The sequence below is a fragment of the Aeromonas sp. QDB34 genome, from assembly GCF_027705405.1.
Classification (GTDB): Bacteria; Pseudomonadota; Gammaproteobacteria; order Enterobacterales; family Aeromonadaceae; genus Aeromonas; species Aeromonas hydrophila.
This window is the reverse complement of record NZ_JAPDBT010000001.1, coordinates 428,565-445,076: the sequence shown is the minus strand read 5'-3', so window position 1 is coordinate 445,076 and position 16,512 is coordinate 428,565. Positions and strand designations below refer to the sequence as shown.

The following is a 16,512-nucleotide window of genomic DNA, read 5'->3' as shown; positions in this document are numbered from 1 at the left end:
CTCCCTATTTCAGCTTTTTCTGGGCATCCGCCCAGCTGTAGTGGCTGGCATCCGGCACCAGCCGAAAGTCAATGTCGTGGCCAAGGCCGGCGAGGTAGTCAAAGGCGGCGATCTCCTGCGCCGTGACCGACTGGTTGGGGCCTATGGTGGTGGTCTGCTCGCGGGCACTCATGGGCCCGACGTTGATCTTGCCGTTGTGGTTCTCAAGGGAGATACCGGCGGCGCAGAGCCGCTGCAGGGTGACCGGCGACTTGCCGATCACGAAGTAGCGCTTGTCGCTCGCGATCACCTTGGGCAGCTTGGCAATCGCCGTCGCCACGTCGAACAGCCACACCCGGGTGTCCGGCACGGCACCGATCATCACCTGGGAGAGCAGCGGATCGGCCGCCACCTCGTCATCGATCGCGACGATGCCGTCGCAAGGCAGCTCCCTGGCCCAGCGCGTCACCAGCTGACCGTGGATCACCCGATCGTCAATGCGTACAAATGAAATGGCCATTTCGCTCTCCTAGAAGTTGTCGTCTTGCTGGTGCGCAACCGCCGGGGCCGCGATCACCATGGATTCCAGTGCCTGAACCAGCAACTGGCGGGCCGCCTCGTGCACATCCACGGCATCCAGCAGCTCGGCGCTCATCAGCAGCATGGGGAAGTTGACCCCGGTCACCACCGCCAGCGGCTGTGGCCATTCGGGGTCAAACGCGAAGCGGCACGCCACGTTGTAGGGGGTGCCGCACTCCATGTCGCACAGCACCAGCACCCCGTCAGTCCCCGCGCCATGGCGGCGCAGGGCCTGTTCAAACTCGGTGCGAAAGGCCTCGATCCCCCCCTCTTCGGTGAGGGAGACGGTCGCCACCGCGGGCAGCTCGCCGTAAACCATGCTGGCGCTGGCCAGCAGGGCCGGCGCCAGTGAACCATGGGTTGCGATAAGGATCCTCAGCATCTTGGTTACCCCCTCACATAGGCCTTGATGGTGGCGATGGTCGCCCCTTCACTCTCGCCGCTCGGGCGGATGCGATAACGCCCTACCGAGGCCGGGACGATGAAGGTCTCGGCGTAGTGCACCACAAACGGCGCGAACGCATGGTCGGGGCTCTCCACCGTCGCCTCCCGCCCCTCGATCAGATTGAGTACCTGCACGGTACCGCCGGTGTCGTGCTCCACCGGCACACTGAACCAGTGGCGACGGGTCTCGATGAATTCCCGCTCATGCAGTCCGGTGCGCTCCTCGCGCCAGCCCGGCCCCTCGGCAATGAGCTCGATGCGATTGACCAGGTGCTCGCGGGTCCAGTCGGTATCGCGCTCCCACTGGATCACCTTGCTGCCATGCACCAGATGGATGGGGCGCGGGATGCCGTCGAGCCCGACCCGGCCCCAGTCCCACAGCTTGAAGGTAAAGATGTAGGGGGTGGCGCTGATCTCGAGCACCATGGCCCCCTCTCCCGAGCAGTGGACGGTCCCGGCCGGGATCAGGAAGTGATCGTGTTTACGGGCCGGAAAACGGTTGATGAAGCGCTCGTCATCGAAGGGCTTCTCGCCGCGCTGGGCGGCGGCCAGATCCGCCAGCATCGCCTGCGGGTCGATGCCGGTGCGGGTGCCGAGGTAGACGCAAGAGTCCGGCTTGGCATCAAGCAGGTAGTAGCTCTCGTCCTGGGTGTAGTGCATGCCGAACTCCTGCTGGATGTATTCGGTCAGCGGATGCACCTGCAAACTGAGCGGCTGCCCCCCCACCGTGTCGAGAAAATCGAACCGGATCGGGAACTCGGCACCAAAGCGGGCATGTACCCGCTCCCCAAGCAAGGCGCAGGGCTCGCACAGCACCAGGTTTTGCGACGGGATCTCCACCCGCACCTCGCCAATGCGCAGGTAGAGGCTGTTCTCTTCCGGTACGCAATCAAAGCACCAGGCATAGTTGGGCTGGGCCGGGTCCAGATCGCACACCTGCTTCATCCACTGCCCGCCCCAGACCCCGGGGTCGAAGAAGGGCACCACCCGAAACGGCTGGCGCGCCGCCTGATGCAACCCCGCCAGCAGCGCCTGACCCGTCACCAGGGTCGGCTTGCCTCGAGTGTTGGTGTCGAGCAGGAAATCGATGATGGGCAGCTGGGCCAGTTTATGGCGGTCAAACACCCGCCACTCGATGAAGAAGGCGCGCTTGTAGCGGCGCAGTATGTCCTCCTCCTCGTTGCCGGCCCCCCAGTTACCCAGCTCCTTGCGCCGCAGTCGCTGCTGGATCTCCCAGCGGGCAAGATCGGCATAGACCCGCACATCCCCTCTCGCCACCAGCGAGGCGCCACTGCCCATCACCACCACCAGGCCACGGGTTATCTCTGCGACCTGCCGCTGCAGACTAGCCAGCGCGGCCGGGTCAAAAAACTCCACCATCTTGTGGGGGGCCAGCACGCCAAACACCCGGTCCTCGGTGATGAAGCGCTCCAGCATCGCCAGCACTTTTGATTCGGGCAGACGGGCCTGCTCCACCTCGATGAGCGTGTGGGGCCCGAACCTTGTCAGCAGCTGGCTACGCAGCTCGTCCTGATCCACGCCGTGATAGCAGTCGATCACCAGAACCACTTTCGCCCTGTTCTGCCCGTTCACTTTGGCCACCAGCTCATGGGCAATCGCGTCCCATCCCGCGCAGGCGGCGCCCTCATGGCCGGCGACCACCACTTCCGGGAATTTGTCGTAGTTGGAGACGTAACTCGAATGAATCATTGGCTTGCTCTCTCGTTGACACCTACGAAAGAGATAAATCGATTAACCTGTTAACCACAACCTGATAAACAAGATTAACCTCATAAAATGGTGTATTTGATCGCCAGAATGGGCGAGATATGTGATCATGACGGCAATTTCATCATGGCAAGTTAACAAACAAAGGTTAATCGATATACCTTTGAGGCCTACTTCCTGACAGGATCCATCCCATGAGCAATGTGACCGTTGCCGACATCGCCCGCCATCTGGGGGTGTCGACTGCCACCGTCTCCATGACCCTGCGCAACAAGGGGCGCATCTCCGAGCACACCCGCCAGCGGGTACTCAGGGCCATCGACGAGCTCGGCTATGTCTACAACCAGACCGCCGCCAACCTGCGCAACAAGAGCAGCAACCAGGTCGGTCTGTTGCTGCACGACATCACCAACCCCTTCTATGCGGAGATGACGGCGGGCCTCAGCCGGGAGATGGAGCATCACGATCTGATGCTGTTTCTGGCCAACAGCGAGGAATCGGCCACCCGGCAGCAGCAGTTCACCGACTCGCTGCAGCGCAACAACGCCGCCGGCATGGTGATCTGCGCCACCCAGACCACTCCCCGCAGCTTCTTCGAGAGCCTGCAACGCCGCCGCATGCCCACCATTCTGATCGTGCGGCCGGTGCCGGACGTGGCGATCGACTTCGTCGGCACCGACAACTTTCTGGGCTGCCAGCTGGCGACCGAACACCTGCTGAAGCTGGGCCACCGCCACATCGCCTTTGTCGGGGGCAACCCCGCCTCCATCAGTCGCTCCCAGCGCCTCGGCGGCTACATGAGCAAGTTGCTCGAACACGGCATCTCCCCAAGGCCGGAGTGGATCATCGGCTGCGGCGCCAGCCGGGTGGAAGGCACCCGCGCCATCACGGCGCTGCTGGAACAGCATCCCGAGGTGACGGCGGCGGTCTGCTATCAGGACGTGGTGGCGCTCGGCGCCATTCTGGCGCTGCGCAAGCTGGGGCGGGTCATCGGTCAGGACTTTGCACTGGTGGGCTTTGACGATCTGCCGGAAACCGCGCTGGTGGACCCGCCCCTCACCACCGTCTCGGTGGCGTCGCGGGAGATCGGCCGAAAAGCCGGCGAACTGCTGCTCGAGCGGATGGCCGGCAACGACGAACCGGCCAAGAGCATCATTCTGCCCCCCACCCTGGTGGTGCGCCAATCTTGCGGCAGCCCCTAGCGGGCCGCCGCATACGCTGTTTCAAGTGGCTTGTCCAGAGAAGTGACAATGCGGGGCGTGCCATCCTCCCCGGCCAGCACCCGCAGGCCAAAACCGCGCGATCCCAGCGCTTCGTAATCGTGGCCGGCGACGGCGGGCCAGACCGCCAGCGCCGAGAGCTGCGTCTCGCCGGTGTTGATGAGTCGATGGGCCACATGGCCAGGGATATGGTGAACGCTGCCGGCAAAGACCTGCTCCAGCCGGCAGACACCGGCCATATCCTGCAGCAGCAACAACCCCTGCCCGCACAACCCGAAGTAATATTCCGCCTGCTCGGCGCGCGCATGGAGATGACCGCGGGTCATGAAGAACTCCTGGCCAACCCGGCCCGCCGCCAGATAAGTGACCCCCATGTTGAGATCCCCCTCGCCGCCATGGCCGGGCAACATGGCGACCCGATAGAGCCGGGTATCAGGCGAAAGCGCCGCCTCGGCGTGCGGGTCAACAAAGAGGCCCTGCAGGTCGGCCAGGGTGGTGCTCTTTTCCACCAGTTCGGCGCCGCCGAGCTTGCCGGTCGCAAAATCGAGAATGGGGGGGGTCATGGGGATCATCATCTGCTCCTGGGGATCGGGTTATCGGCAGGCGCAGTGGCGCCCTTCGGGGTCCCACGCTAGAGGGTTAATCCATTAACCACAAGCCAGGTTGCCCTACCCTCGTCACTTTTTTGGACAATAAATGTGGGCAATAAAAAAGCGGCCCAAAGGCCGCTCTCTTGTATGGCGTGTTGCTGGTTAGCGGCTTATGCCGTGGCCAGTTTGGCCTGCTCTTCACCGCGCTTGAGCATGGCGTAGGAGACACCGGTCAGCAGCGAGCCTGCCGCAATCGCCACGATATACATCATGACGTTGCTGATGGCGTGCGGGATGAACAGCACGAACAGACCGCCGTGGGGCGCCATCAGCTCGCAACCGAACAGCATGGAGAGCGCACCGGTCAGGGCGCCGCCGACCATGCAGGCCGGGATGACCCGCATCGGATCCTTGGCGGCAAACGGGATGGCCCCCTCGGAGATGAAGCACAGACCCAGCACGAAGGAGGCTTTGCCTGCTTCCTGCTCCGCCTTGATGAACTTGGTGCGGGCCAGGAAGGTGGCGATCCCCATCCCCAGTGCCGGCACCATACCGGCGGCCATTACCGCTGCCATGGGGGCGTAGGTTTTGGAGGCCAGCAGGCCGACCCCGAAGGCGTAGGCTGCCTTGTTGACCGGGCCGCCCATGTCGAAGCACATCATGGCGCCGATGATGACACCCAGCAGCACGGCGTTGGCGGAGCCCATGTTGTTGAGGAAGGTGGTCATGGCATTTATGATGCCGGCCACCGGGCCACCCACGACGTAGATCATCACCAGGCCGGTAAACAGGCTGGCAAACAGCGGAATGATCAGGATCGGCTTGAGCGCTTCCAGGGTCACCGGCAGGCGCACCTTGTCGCTCAGGTACTTGGCACTGTAACCGGCCAGGAAACCGGCGACTATGCCACCGAGGAAACCGGCACCCAGCGAGCTTGCCAGCATGCCGCCGATCATGCCGGGGGCGAGGCCCGGACGGTCAGCGATGGAGTAGGCAATGTAACCGGCCAGTACTGGGATCATCAGGGCAAAGGCGGAGCCGCCACCGATCTTCATCAGGGCCGCGGCCAGGGTGCCTTCCACCTTGAACGCCTCGATCCCGAACACGAACGAGAGCGCGATGATAAGGCCGCCCGCCACCACCATGGGCAGCATGAAGGAGACCCCGGTCAGCAGGTGCTTGTAGGGGCCTGCCTTCTCTTCTTTCTTGGGTTGGCTGGCGCCGCTGTGGCGATAGGTTTTCGCCTCGGTCCAGGCCTTGTCGAGCTCGGCACGGGTTTTCTTGAGCGCCGCGCCCGTGCTGGTGCGATAGACCGGCTTGCCGTCGAAACGGGCCATGTCCACCTCGATGTCGGTGGCGAGGAACACCAGATCGGCGGATGCAATCTCCTCGGCAGTCAGGGCGTTCTGGGCACCGACCGAGCCTTGAGTCTCGACGCGGATCTGATGACCCAGCTGTTTGGCCATGGTCTCCAGCGCTTCTGCCGACATGAAGGTGTGGGCCACCCCGGTCGGGCAGGCGGTCACCGCCACGATGCGCTTGCCAGCGACGGCCGGTTTGGCGGCAGCATTGGCAACGGCGGAGGCGGCTTGATGGCGATAGACGCTGGCGCCGCTGGCGGCGGCTTCCAGCAAGGCGGCCGGATCCTGCAGGGCGAGATCCATGCTGCCCTGATAGACCCGCTTGCCGTCATAGGCGGCGAGATCCACCGGGGCGCTAGCAACGACCAGCACCAGGTCGGCGGCGGCAATCTGCTCCTTGCCCGGTACCTGGCGAGGCTGCACGCTGGAGCCGACGTCGAGGGTGAGCTCCCAGCCAGCCAGTTTGGCCTGCTGTTCTATCCGTTTTGCAGCGAGAAAGCTGGTGGCAATGCCCGCCGGGCAAGCCGTAACCAAGATTGCTTTCATTGGGCATCTCCTGAGTTTTCCATTGAGGGGGTATGACATTGAACCGGTGCCAGCGCATCCAGACGCTGTACGCGCACCTGTTCAAGCAAGGGGTTGAGCACACTGATATCGCTAAAACCGACCGCCACCTGGCTGACCGCCAGTGCCGAGACGGCGGTGCCCAGCCGCAGGGTCTGCTCCGGCGTCCAGCCAAGGCTGAGACCATGGGCGAGACCGGCCACCAGGGAATCGCCGGCACCCACCGTGCTGACCACCTGCATGCGCGGCGGAATCGCCTGCCAGACAGCATCCGGTGCAAACCAGATGAGGCCATCAGCACCGTTGGAGATCACCACGTTGGGGATCCCGCTTGCCTGTAGCGCGCGGGCACATTCGGCCTGCTCGCTCAAAGTCTTGATGGGGCGGCCCGCCCACTGGCTCAGCTCTTCCAGATTGGGTTTGACCAGGGTCGGCGCCGCCTTGATCCCTTCGCTTAACGCCGCGCCGCTGCAATCGAAGATCACCTGCTTGCCCTTGGCCTTGAGCAGGCGGATCAGATGGGCGCAGTAATCGGGGGCCACCCCTTTGGGCAGGCTGCCCGCCAGCACGAACCAGTCGGCACGCGCTGCCAGTTCGTCGATGGCCTGCTCCAGCGTGCTCACTTCCCCTTGATGGATGGTGAGCCCCGGCAGGTTGAGATCGGTGACCCGACCGGATTGCTCGGAGATCTTGACGTTGATGCGGGTGCTGCCCGCGACGCGCACGAAGTGATCGGCCAGAGCACGCTCGGTAAACAGGGAGACGAAGCTCTGCTGGTTATCGGCGCCAAGCCAGCCGGTGACGCCCACCTCGCGGCCCAAGTCCTTGAGCACCATGGCAACGTTGATCCCCTTGCCCGCCGCACGCAGGTTGGCCTCGCTCACCAGGTTCACCTCGCCCAGGCTCATCGCCTCGAGACGGGTGGTGAGATCAAGCGCCGGATTGAGGGTGATGGTCACTATGTCCATCAATGCGCCCCCTCGCCCAGACCGGCCGCAATGGCGGCGCCTATGCCCTTGAGCGCCGCTTCGGCATCCGGGCCTTCGACGCGAAACGCCAGACGGTGCCCGCACTTGACGCCAAGGCCAATCACCTTCATCAGGCTCTTGGCGGAGACCGCCTCGCCGCTGCCATCCAGATTCGCCACGCGAATATCGGATTCATACTCTTTGGCCACCTTGACCAGAATGGCGCCCGGACGGGCATGCAACCCATGAGGGTTGATGATGGTGAAGGTGTCGGACAGACCGCTGGCCGGCCCCGCTTGCAACATGGCCAGCCCCTCACCGCCTGCCAGCGTAGCCAGCTGACCGGCAGCCGCCAGTTTGGCCAGGTTGTCGAGCTGCGCCAGATGGCCGCTATCGGCGGCGCACAGCAGCAGCAGGGCGCTGACCGGTTGTTCCCCTGCGTTAAGTGCAGTGCTAGGCGTAGCCAGCACCCAGCCGGTCTGGGCTGCTTGTGCCCGCGCCAGCCAGATGCCCTCGCCCAGGTAGGCGGGTTCACTTGCCAACAGGGCGCTCACCATGGCGGCATCGCCCCAGCCGGCGGATTTGGCGCGGGCAGCGGCGCCCAGCAGCAGCTGGTCGCGATCGTCGGCCGGGAAGTCGGCCAGGGCCAGGAACTGCACCTCTTTGGCCGCCGTCGCACCGGTCAGGATATTGATGATGGTGTCGGCATCGGTGGCCACTTTCAATTGTGCTGCCGCCTGCTCATCACCCAGCACGTGGGTGAGCTGGCGCAAAATGCCCAGATGCTCGTCGGACTTGGCGGCGATGCCGATGGCGACGTAGGCGATCTGCCCCTCGTCCCACTCGATCCCCTGCGGGAACTGGGCCACCATGACGCCGGTGTTCTTCACCAGATGCCGGGTGTCGGTGGTGCCGTGGGGAATGGCGATGCCGCTGCCAAGATAGGTGGCGTGCTGCGCTTCACGGGCCAGCATGCCGTCTACATATCCCGCTTCCACCAGACCGGCTTCGGTCAGTTTGCCTGCCAACAGGGCAATGGCTTCGGCCTTGGTCGCCACCGACTGCCCCAGCAGGATCTGCTGTCGCGCCAACTTCAACATAGAGATTCTCCATCAGGTGCCGGGCGGCCTGGCCGTACCGGCTCATCAAACATAACCATTCGTACCACTCGCCTGCTGACAATAGACCGGATTGCATCCCTTCGCGGATCATACCCGATTTTTATGCTCGGACATCGATTGTCTGCTGACAAGCTGAATCGTTTCACTTACACTCAGACTGAATCGTTTCAGCGAATTGATCAAGTACCCACAAAGAGTGCTTTTCAATGATATGATCCCGCGCACACTTTTCGGTGCCCTCACCAGGCAGTGCCCGTGGGCCTTGCAACTCAAACAGAGCCAACATGATGAAACTGGATGAAATCGCCGCCCTCGCCGGTGTCTCGCGCACCACGGCCAGCTATGTGATCAATGGCAAGGCCGACCAATACCGCATCAGCCAGGCCACCCGCGACAAGGTGATGGCGGTGGTCACCGCCCACAACTACCAGCCGGACAGCCGCGCCGCCTCCCTGCGCGGTGGCCAGACCAAGACCCTGGGGTTCATCCTGCCCGACCTGGAGAACGCCAGTTACGCCAAGCTCGCCAAACGGCTGGAACAAGGGGCACGGGTACAGGGTTATCAGCTGCTGATCGTCTGCTCGGAAGATGACCCCGCCACCGAGAAGGAGCTGGCCGAGATGCTGGCCAGCCGCCACGTGGATGCATTGCTGGTGGCCAGTTGCCTGCCGCCCGAAGATCCCTTCTACCTCGGCCTGCAGACGCGCGGCATCCAGGTGCTCGCCATCGACCGGGCCATGGCGGCCGACAAGTTCGTCACCGTGGCCAGCGAAAACCAGAAGGCGAGCTGCGATCTCACCGCCTCCCTGCTCTCGCCGGCAATCAAGCACATCGCCCTGATCACCGCGCTGCCGGCGCTCACGATCAGCCGTGAACGCAAGGCAGGCTTCGAGCAGGCCGTCGCCAGCCACAGCACGGCTTGCCATCTGTGTGAAGGGGCCCACTTCTCCCGCGCCGAAGGCTACCGCCTGATCAAGACGCTGCATCAACAGCTCGGCCAGCTGCCCCAGGCACTGGTAGCCACCTCCTACATCCTGATGGAGGGGGTGCTCGACTATCTGCTGGAACAGGAGACCGACATGAGCCGGCTGGCCATGGCCACCTTCGGCGACGATCGCCTGCTCGATTTTCTCCCCTTCGGCATCAACTCCCTGCCCCAGCAGCACGATGCCCTCGCCAGCCAGGCGCTCGAGCTGGCCCTCAAGGCGATTGGCGGTGAATACCAGTGCGGGTTGCACTATGTGAGCCGTACCCTCAAACGCCGCCGCTAATACTCGCTGCATCGCGCGCCGCTGTGACCCGGTTTGCAGCGGCGCGTTTTTTCACCAGCCAAAGCGCACTACTGTCATCTTTTATTTCCACTTATTCTGTCCACCCAGTACAAAATCCGCCTTTACACGCTTGTATCCAACATTTTAATTCGCTAAGTTGGCAACCATCTTTTACAACCAGCGGATTTTTCGTAACGATGGGTTCACTCCGATATTGCTAGCCTCCGGTCTCGACCCCGGAGGCGCCTTGCCAACACCTCATATGCCTGCTGCGCACGGCGCAGTTTCTCGATTCGGATGGACACCATGAATACCAAAACCCTGGGATGTACCCTGTTGATTGCCGGCACCACCATAGGCGCCGGCATGCTGGCCCTGCCGCTGGCCTCCTCCTCCCTTGGCGGGCCCGCCACCCTGCTGCTGATGATCGGTCTCTGGGGCCTGATGGCCTTTACCGCCATGCTGCAGGTGGAAGCCAGCCTCAACACCGGCAAGTGGTACCTGCACCAGCTGGCGGATCACCTTCTCGGCCCCTGGGGCAAGCGCATTGCCTCCTTCTGCATCCTTATGCTGTTCTACTCGCTGGCCTCCGCCTACATCAGCGGCGGCAGCAGCCTGCTGGCCCAGGCACTGGCCGATGCCGGCCTGCCCCTCAGCCAGGAGCAGGCGGCCTGGGCCTTTACCCTGCTGTTTGGCGGCATGGTCTGTATCGGCACCAAACAGGTGGATTACCTCAACCGACTGATGTTCACCGTCAAGCTGGTGATCATGGTGGGCGTGCTGGCGCTGCTGCTGCCGCGTGCCGAGGGGCAACACCTGCTCTCCATGCCGCTCGATCAGGGCTTGTTGCTGGCAGGCCTGCCGGTCATCTTCACCTCGTTCGGTTTTCACGGCTCCATCCCGAGCGTGATGCTCTACCTGGGAGACTGCCCCAAGCAGCTGCGCCGGGTCTTCGTGTGGGGCTCCGCCCTGCCGCTCATCCTCTACGTGCTGTGGCAAATCGCCATCCTGGGGCTGCTCGGTCAGCAATCCCTGATCCAGACCGGCGGGGCGCTGGACAGCCTGCTGGCCAACGTCGGCAATCTGGTGAGCTGGCCCGCTTTCAACCAGGCGATGCACCTGTTCGCCGATCTGGCGCTGGCCACCTCCTTCCTCGGGGTGACGCTGGGACTGTTCGACTTCATGGCCAAGGTGACCCGTCGCAAGGACAACTGGCAGGGCCGCAGCCAGACCGGCCTCATCACCTTCGTGCCGCCGTTGCTGTTTGCCCTCTACTTCCCGCAAGGTTTCATCATGGCGCTCGGCTACGCCGCCATCGCGCTGGCGGTGCTGGCGGTGCTGCTGCCGGTGGCCCTGGTGTGGCAGAGCCGCAAGCAGGCCGAGGCGCACCACTACCGCGCCCCGGGCGGCGTGCTGGCCCTGGGCCTTGCCGGCGCCATGGGGGTGCTGATCGTCGGGGTGCAAATAAGCGTCAGCATGGGACTGCTGCCCGCGCTCTAAGCCAGAATCGGTATTGCATGCCCCGATAGCGAAAGCACAAAAGCCCCGCCAACCCAGTTGGCGGGGCTTTTTCTATGCCATCGGTATATGCCATCGATATAAAGGGGTCCGCCGGTGCGGTGCTCATCTCCTTGATGCATCAAACGTTCATATATGCACTATGTATCGACGCTCTGTATATGTGTGAACAGTTCTTGTACACTGATAACAGATCGTCTTTTTGGCAACAGAACACACGCTCAATCCAGCAAGGAGCCTGACATGGTCGCAACCGCACACGTGCAACGGCAAGATGGCGCCGCTGATCCCAGCAAGGCGCTGCCGGTGGTGTTTCGCATCCTGGACAAATGGCAGTGCAACACAGATGAACAGTTGCGACTGCTCGGCATCTCTTCGCGTTCAACCTTGAACAAGTACAAGGAGTCCCACGGCGGGATCAGACTGAGTGCGGATCTGCAGGAGCGAATGAGCTACCTGCTCAACATTCACAAGAGCCTGCGGGTGCTGTTCAGCGCGGACGAGAGCATCTATGGCTGGGTACGCAAGTCCAACAGCCACCCCTTCTTCGCCGGCCGCAGCGCCATGGAGGTGATGCAGGGTGGCCGCGTGGCCGATCTCTATGAGGTCGCTACCCGCCTGCACGCCTGGCGCGGAGGCATGGCCTGATGCAGACTCCCCCGCAGCGTGCATTCAAGGACGAGTCAGCCTACCGGATCATCCCGAGCCGCTACCCCACCATCTGCCTCTATGAGGATGTGGCCAACGCCGACGAACTGGAGGCGGTCTGGGCCATCGAGGCACTGACCAACGACAGGCTGAAGGAAAAGGCCGGCGAGCTGACGCGGGTGCCGAAAGCGGACTGGCTGGTGGGCTTGGCTGGTGGCAGCCATGTGATGGCCGCCTTCACCCACCTCAATCCGGAGGGGGCCCGCTTCACCACCGGCGATTTCGGCGGTTATTACTGCGCCCCCAGCCTCGACACCGCCATCAAGGAGACGGTCTACCACCAGGAGCGCGTCTTCGGTTACACCCGTGAACCTGCCCAGAAGGTGCAGATGCGGGTGATCCATGCCGAATTCAGCGCCAGCCTGGTCGACATTACCGGCGAAGCCTTTCTCGCCACACAGCTCTACCATGCGACCGACTACGGGTATTCCCAGGCCTTCGCTCGCGAGCAGAAAGCCCTGGATGTGGACGGCATCTGTTATCGCTCGGTGCGCCACAACGGCCACGACTGCTACCTGCTCTATCGCCCGCGCCTGGTCAGCCGCGTTCATCAGCCCCGCCATCTGGAGTACCACTGGAACGGCAGTGCCATCGCCAACGTGCTGCAAATCACCCTCTATGGCGAGTGACCGGCACTGCCGCCTCACTCGGCCGATTCCCGGATATAGAAAAGCCCGCCAGATTGGCGGGGCTTTTTACATCAACCGAGCGGGGAGCAGGCTCCCAGGCCGCTTACTGGTTGTGGGTAGCGCGACGGGGACGACGAGCCTGAGCCGGTTTGCCGGCGCCGCCTTCCGGACGCTGACCGCCCTGGGGCTTGGGCTTGCCACCGTTGCCGGAGCGGTTACCGCCGCCATTGCCACCGTTGGCAGAGCGACCGGCACCCTGACGCTGGCCTTGACCTTGCGGGCGCGGCGCACGGCGCTGCTCGCTCGGATCGCGCGGCTCTTTGCGCAGCGGCGCACCGATGCCACGGGCGATGTTGTCGAGGGTCTCGCGGGAGGCTTCAAAACCGGCCACCTGCTCGCACGGAATGTTCTGCTTGGTCAGCCGCTCGATAGCCTTGATAAGCTTGCCTTCATCGGCCGCAACCAGGGAGATGGCATGACCGGCAGCGCCAGCACGGCCGGTACGGCCGATACGGTGCACGTAATCTTCCGCCACGTTCGGCAGCTCGAAGTTGACTACCTGCGGCAGTTTGTCGATGTCCAGACCACGGGCGGCGATGTCGGTCGCCACCAGCACCTTGACGCTGCCATCCTTGAAACCGGCCAGGGCGCGGGTACGGGCACCCTGGCTCTTGTTACCGTGGATGGCGGCGGCGCTGACACCGTTCTTGTCGAGGGTCTCGGCAACGCGGTTGGCCATGTGCTTGGTACGGGTGAACACCAGCACCTGCTGCCAGTTGTTGCTGGTGACCAGGTGGCTCAGCAGGGCAATCTTGTTGGCCTTGTCACAGGGGTGTACCAGCTGCTCAATGCGCTCGGCGGTGCTATTGCGCGGGGTCACTTCGATCACCGCCGGGTTGTCCAGCAGGCCGGTGGCCAGCTCGCGGATCTCGTCGGCGAAGGTGGCGGAGAACAGCAGGTTCTGACGCTTCTTCGGCAGCAGGGCCAGGATGCGGCGGATGTCGCGGATAAAGCCCATGTCGAGCATGCGATCCGCTTCGTCCAGCACCAGGATTTCCACTTCGTCAAACTTGACGGCGTTCTGGTTGTAGAGATCCATCAGGCGGCCCGGGCAGGCCACCAGCACGTCCAGACCACGGCGGGTGGCCATCATCTGCGGGTTGATGCTGACGCCGCCAAATACCACGTGGCTGCGGATCGGCAGGTGTTTGCCGTAGTTGCGCACGCTCTCGCCCACCTGGGCGGCCAGCTCGCGGGTCGGGGTCAGCACCAGGGCACGAATGCGGTTCGGGGAAACCTTGCGCTTGCTTTCAGTCAGACGCTGCAGCATCGGCAGGGTAAAACCTGCGGTCTTGCCGGTCCCGGTCTGGGCGGCGGCCATCAGATCACGGCCAGCCAGTACCGCCGGGATCGCTTGTTGCTGAATGGGAGACGGGGTGTCGTAGCCTTGCTCGGCAACGGCACGCAACAAGGGTTCGGCCAGACCGAGGGAAGTAAAACTCATAGTTACCTGCTAGGGATAGGGGCGCCGACAATCCGGGATGGGGCTCCTCTGCTGAGCCGATGCCATCTCGCCAGACACGGGCCTGTTGAGAACACAACGATTTCCCCGGGGAGCAGAGCAAAGGGGAAAGAATAGGGGCGCAGTCTAACGGAGTTATTGAGGAGAAACGAGAAAAATGTGACGTTCCTCCCAGCATGTTTGCCAAAAGCAGGTCACCGTCCCGCCCGGAAAAGCCGCTCAAGAACTCATTCGAATCAGGCTATGCTTGATGCCAGATAACGGCGATACCGCCGTATCCGTCCTGTACAAGGAGGTTCAGGTTCATGCGTGTTCATCTTCTGTCGGCCGCCCCAGGCTGGCTCTTGCTCTCCCTGCTGGCGATTGGGCTCTCTCTGCCGCTGCAGGCCAAGCCCAGGCTGTCGGTGGCCTGGAGCCACTGGCCCCCGTTCAGTTACATCAATCCCCAGGGGACGCTGGATGGGCTGGACGTCACCCTGACCCGCCAGATCCTGAGCCAGGCGGGGCTGGAATCCCACTTTCGCAACCTGCCCTGGGCCAGGGCCATCCATCTGCTCGAGCAGCAACAGCTGGACGTGGCCATGGGGGCGCTCGATACGCCGGAGCGGCGCGCCTTTGCACGCTTCTCGGTGCCCTATCGGCGCAGTACCTTCGTGCTGCTGAGCAACAACCCCATCCCGGGCCAGCGTGATCCCTGGCTAGCGGTGTCAGACCTGCCGCAGCTTTGCCAGCAAAGCCAGCTGCGCCTTGGCAAGCTGCGCGGCACTCGCCCCATCCAGCTGATGGAAGCGTGCCCCGCCCTCAAGCAGGCGAGCGAATACAACGCCGATGACCGGCTGGTCGATCTGCTGCTGGCTCGCCGGCTGGACGGCGTCATCATGGAGTGGCAATACGCCCGCTACCGGCTGCAACAGCTGGGGGCCGACGGCTTTATCCGCTGCCAGCTGCTGCTCCATCACCAACCGGTCAGCCTGCTGTTTGCCAACTCAGCCGTCACCGATGCGCAGCTCGCCCGAGTCAATGAGGTGATTGCCGGCCTGCCTCCACCCGGCCGTGACGTGGCGCCGCCCCCCTGCCGTCTCGACAACCCGGCGGCTGAGCAGGTGGCCCCCGGCCAGTGATCAAGCGCGATGAATACCCATGAAAAAGGCGACCCTGAGGTCGCCTTTTGACTGTGACTGTGGCTGCACCACGCGATCAGCCGAGCGGTGGGCAGGCCGATCAGCGCAGTTGCGGGGTATGGGTCAGCACGCCCTGATTCTGGGCACGGTGGCGCAGCAGGTGATCCATCAGCACCAGTGCCAGCATCGCTTCGGCGATGGGCACGGCGCGGATGCCGACGCAAGGATCATGGCGCCCCTTGGTGATCATCTCGGTGGCCTCACCCTCGGTGGTGATGGTCTTGCCCGGTACCGTGATGCTGGAGGTGGGCTTGAGCGCCATACTCACCACGATATCCTGACCCGATGAGATGCCGCCCAGAATGCCGCCCGCATGGTTGCTGGCAAAGCCAGCCGGGGTCATCTCGTCGCGGTGCTCGGAGCCTTTTTGCTCCACCACCGCGAACCCGTCACCGATCTCCACCCCTTTCACCGCATTGATGCCCATCATGGCGTGGGCGATGTCGGCGTCGAGACGATCGAACACCGGCTCACCGAGGCCCACCGGCACATTGCTGGCGATGACCTGCACCTTGGCACCGATGCTGTTGCCCTCTTTCTTCAGGTCGCGCATGTATTGATCGAGCGCTTCCAACTTGCCCGCATCGGGGAAGAAGAAGGGATTCTGCTCGATCTGCGCCGCGTCGAAGGCTTCTGCCTTGATGGGGCCGAGCTGGGAGAGGAAACCGGTGATCTCGATGCCGTGCACCTGTTTCAGGTACTTCTTGGCAATGGCCCCCGCCGCCACCCGCATGGCGGTTTCACGGGCGGAGGAGCGACCGCCGCCGCGATAGTCCCGCTGGCCGTACTTTTGGTGATAGGTGTAATCGGCGTGGCCCGGACGGAACAAGTCCTTGATGTCGGAGTAGTCCTTGGAGCGCTGATCGGTGTTCTCGATCAAGAGCCCGATGGAGGTGCCGGTGGTCTTGCCCTCGAACACTCCGGAGAGGATCTTCACCTCGTCCGGCTCGCGGCGCGGCGTGGTGTAGCGGGAGGTGCCGGGCTTGCGCCGGTCCAGATCCCCCTGCAGATCCGTTTCGCTGATCTCCAGTCCCGGCGGGCAGCCGTCGACCACGGCGCCCAGCGCCAGGCCGTGACTCTCGCCGAAGGTCGTCACACGAAAGAGTTGGCCGAAACTGTTCCCTGCCAT

15 protein-coding genes are annotated in these 16,512 nt (G+C 63.4%); 6 read left to right on the top strand and 9 right to left on the bottom strand.

Annotation, left to right across the window (positions count from 1 at the left end; all coding sequences use genetic code 11):
- Positions 1-4 precede the first annotated feature (4 nt).
- The 3 genes from OKC29_RS02015 to OKC29_RS02005 are packed head-to-tail and all read right to left on the bottom strand — an operon-like array spanning position 5 to position 2,712.
- A complete protein-coding gene (locus tag OKC29_RS02015; RefSeq protein WP_016350649.1) occupies positions 5-499 on the bottom strand; it encodes a PTS system mannose/fructose/N-acetylgalactosamine-transporter subunit IIB in 495 nt (164 codons plus the stop codon).
- Between the two features lie 9 nt (positions 500-508).
- Positions 509-940 carry a PTS sugar transporter subunit IIA gene (locus tag OKC29_RS02010; protein ID WP_073350187.1) on the bottom strand — a complete coding sequence of 144 codons (432 nt, stop codon included), beginning with the start codon at positions 938-940 and terminating at the stop codon, positions 509-511.
- A 5-nt stretch (positions 941-945) separates the two neighbouring features.
- Positions 946-2,712 (bottom strand): class I mannose-6-phosphate isomerase, encoded by a 1,767-nt coding sequence (locus tag OKC29_RS02005; RefSeq protein WP_073350185.1) that lies wholly within the window; start codon positions 2,710-2,712, stop codon positions 946-948.
- A 212-nt stretch (positions 2,713-2,924) separates the two neighbouring features.
- On the opposite strand from OKC29_RS02005, the gene OKC29_RS02000 reads away from it, so the two are divergent.
- A complete protein-coding gene (locus tag OKC29_RS02000; protein WP_016350646.1) occupies positions 2,925-3,932 on the top strand; it encodes a LacI family DNA-binding transcriptional regulator in 1,008 nt (335 codons plus the stop codon).
- Here the strand turns inward: OKC29_RS02000 and OKC29_RS01995 are convergent.
- The 4 genes from OKC29_RS01995 to fruB form a co-directional block, all read right to left on the bottom strand.
- Complete coding sequence (locus OKC29_RS01995) at positions 3,929-4,522, bottom strand: glucose-6-phosphate isomerase family protein (RefSeq protein ID WP_073350183.1); 594 nt, start codon at positions 4,520-4,522, stop codon at positions 3,929-3,931. The two genes, OKC29_RS02000 and OKC29_RS01995, sit on opposite strands and share 4 nt — an antisense overlap.
- Before the next feature lie 188 nt (positions 4,523-4,710).
- Positions 4,711-6,447, bottom strand: a complete 1,737-nt coding sequence (gene fruA / locus OKC29_RS01990; protein ID WP_270668774.1) for a PTS fructose transporter subunit IIBC — start codon at positions 6,445-6,447, stop codon at positions 4,711-4,713.
- Entirely contained in the window at positions 6,444-7,433 is a 990-nt protein-coding gene (pfkB, locus tag OKC29_RS01985; RefSeq protein ID WP_073350179.1) for a 1-phosphofructokinase, read from the bottom strand. The genes fruA and pfkB overlap by 4 nt, the downstream gene beginning before the upstream one ends.
- Complete coding sequence (fruB, locus tag OKC29_RS01980; protein ID WP_073350177.1) at positions 7,433-8,533, bottom strand: fused PTS fructose transporter subunit IIA/HPr protein; 1,101 nt, start codon at positions 8,531-8,533, stop codon at positions 7,433-7,435. The genes pfkB and fruB overlap by 1 nt, the downstream gene beginning before the upstream one ends.
- A gap of 305 nt (positions 8,534-8,838) precedes the next feature.
- Between fruB and cra the strand changes: the two genes are divergently transcribed.
- The 4 genes from cra to OKC29_RS01960 all read left to right on the top strand — a co-directional run bounded on the left by cra (position 8,839) and on the right by OKC29_RS01960 (position 12,680).
- Positions 8,839-9,825, top strand: coding sequence for a catabolite repressor/activator (cra, locus tag OKC29_RS01975; RefSeq protein ID WP_017410145.1), 987 nt, complete (start codon positions 8,839-8,841; stop codon positions 9,823-9,825).
- A gap of 306 nt (positions 9,826-10,131) precedes the next feature.
- Positions 10,132-11,325: an aromatic amino acid transport family protein gene (locus OKC29_RS01970; protein ID WP_073350175.1), complete on the top strand. Its 1,194-nt coding sequence runs from the start codon at positions 10,132-10,134 to the stop codon at positions 11,323-11,325.
- 261 nt (positions 11,326-11,586) lie between these two features.
- Complete coding sequence (locus tag OKC29_RS01965; RefSeq protein ID WP_073350173.1) at positions 11,587-11,991, top strand: antitoxin Xre-like helix-turn-helix domain-containing protein; 405 nt, start codon at positions 11,587-11,589, stop codon at positions 11,989-11,991.
- Positions 11,991-12,680 (top strand): RES family NAD+ phosphorylase, encoded by a 690-nt coding sequence (locus OKC29_RS01960; protein WP_073350171.1) that lies wholly within the window; start codon positions 11,991-11,993, stop codon positions 12,678-12,680. The genes OKC29_RS01965 and OKC29_RS01960 overlap by 1 nt, the downstream gene beginning before the upstream one ends.
- A 103-nt stretch (positions 12,681-12,783) precedes the next feature.
- On the opposite strand, the gene OKC29_RS01955 is transcribed toward OKC29_RS01960, so the two are convergent.
- The gene (locus OKC29_RS01955) at positions 12,784-14,184 is read right to left on the bottom strand and encodes a DEAD/DEAH box helicase (protein ID WP_024945273.1); all 1,401 of its coding nucleotides are present in this window, start codon (positions 14,182-14,184) and stop codon (positions 12,784-12,786) included.
- Positions 14,185-14,507: 323 nt separating this feature from the next.
- Between OKC29_RS01955 and OKC29_RS01950 the strand changes: the two genes are divergently transcribed.
- Entirely contained in the window at positions 14,508-15,323 is an 816-nt protein-coding gene (locus tag OKC29_RS01950) for a substrate-binding periplasmic protein (RefSeq protein WP_073350169.1), read from the top strand.
- A 100-nt stretch (positions 15,324-15,423) separates the two neighbouring features.
- Here OKC29_RS01950 and aroC read toward each other — a convergent pair whose 3' ends face one another.
- Entirely contained in the window at positions 15,424-16,512 is a 1,089-nt protein-coding gene (gene aroC, locus OKC29_RS01945; protein ID WP_073350167.1) for a chorismate synthase, read from the bottom strand.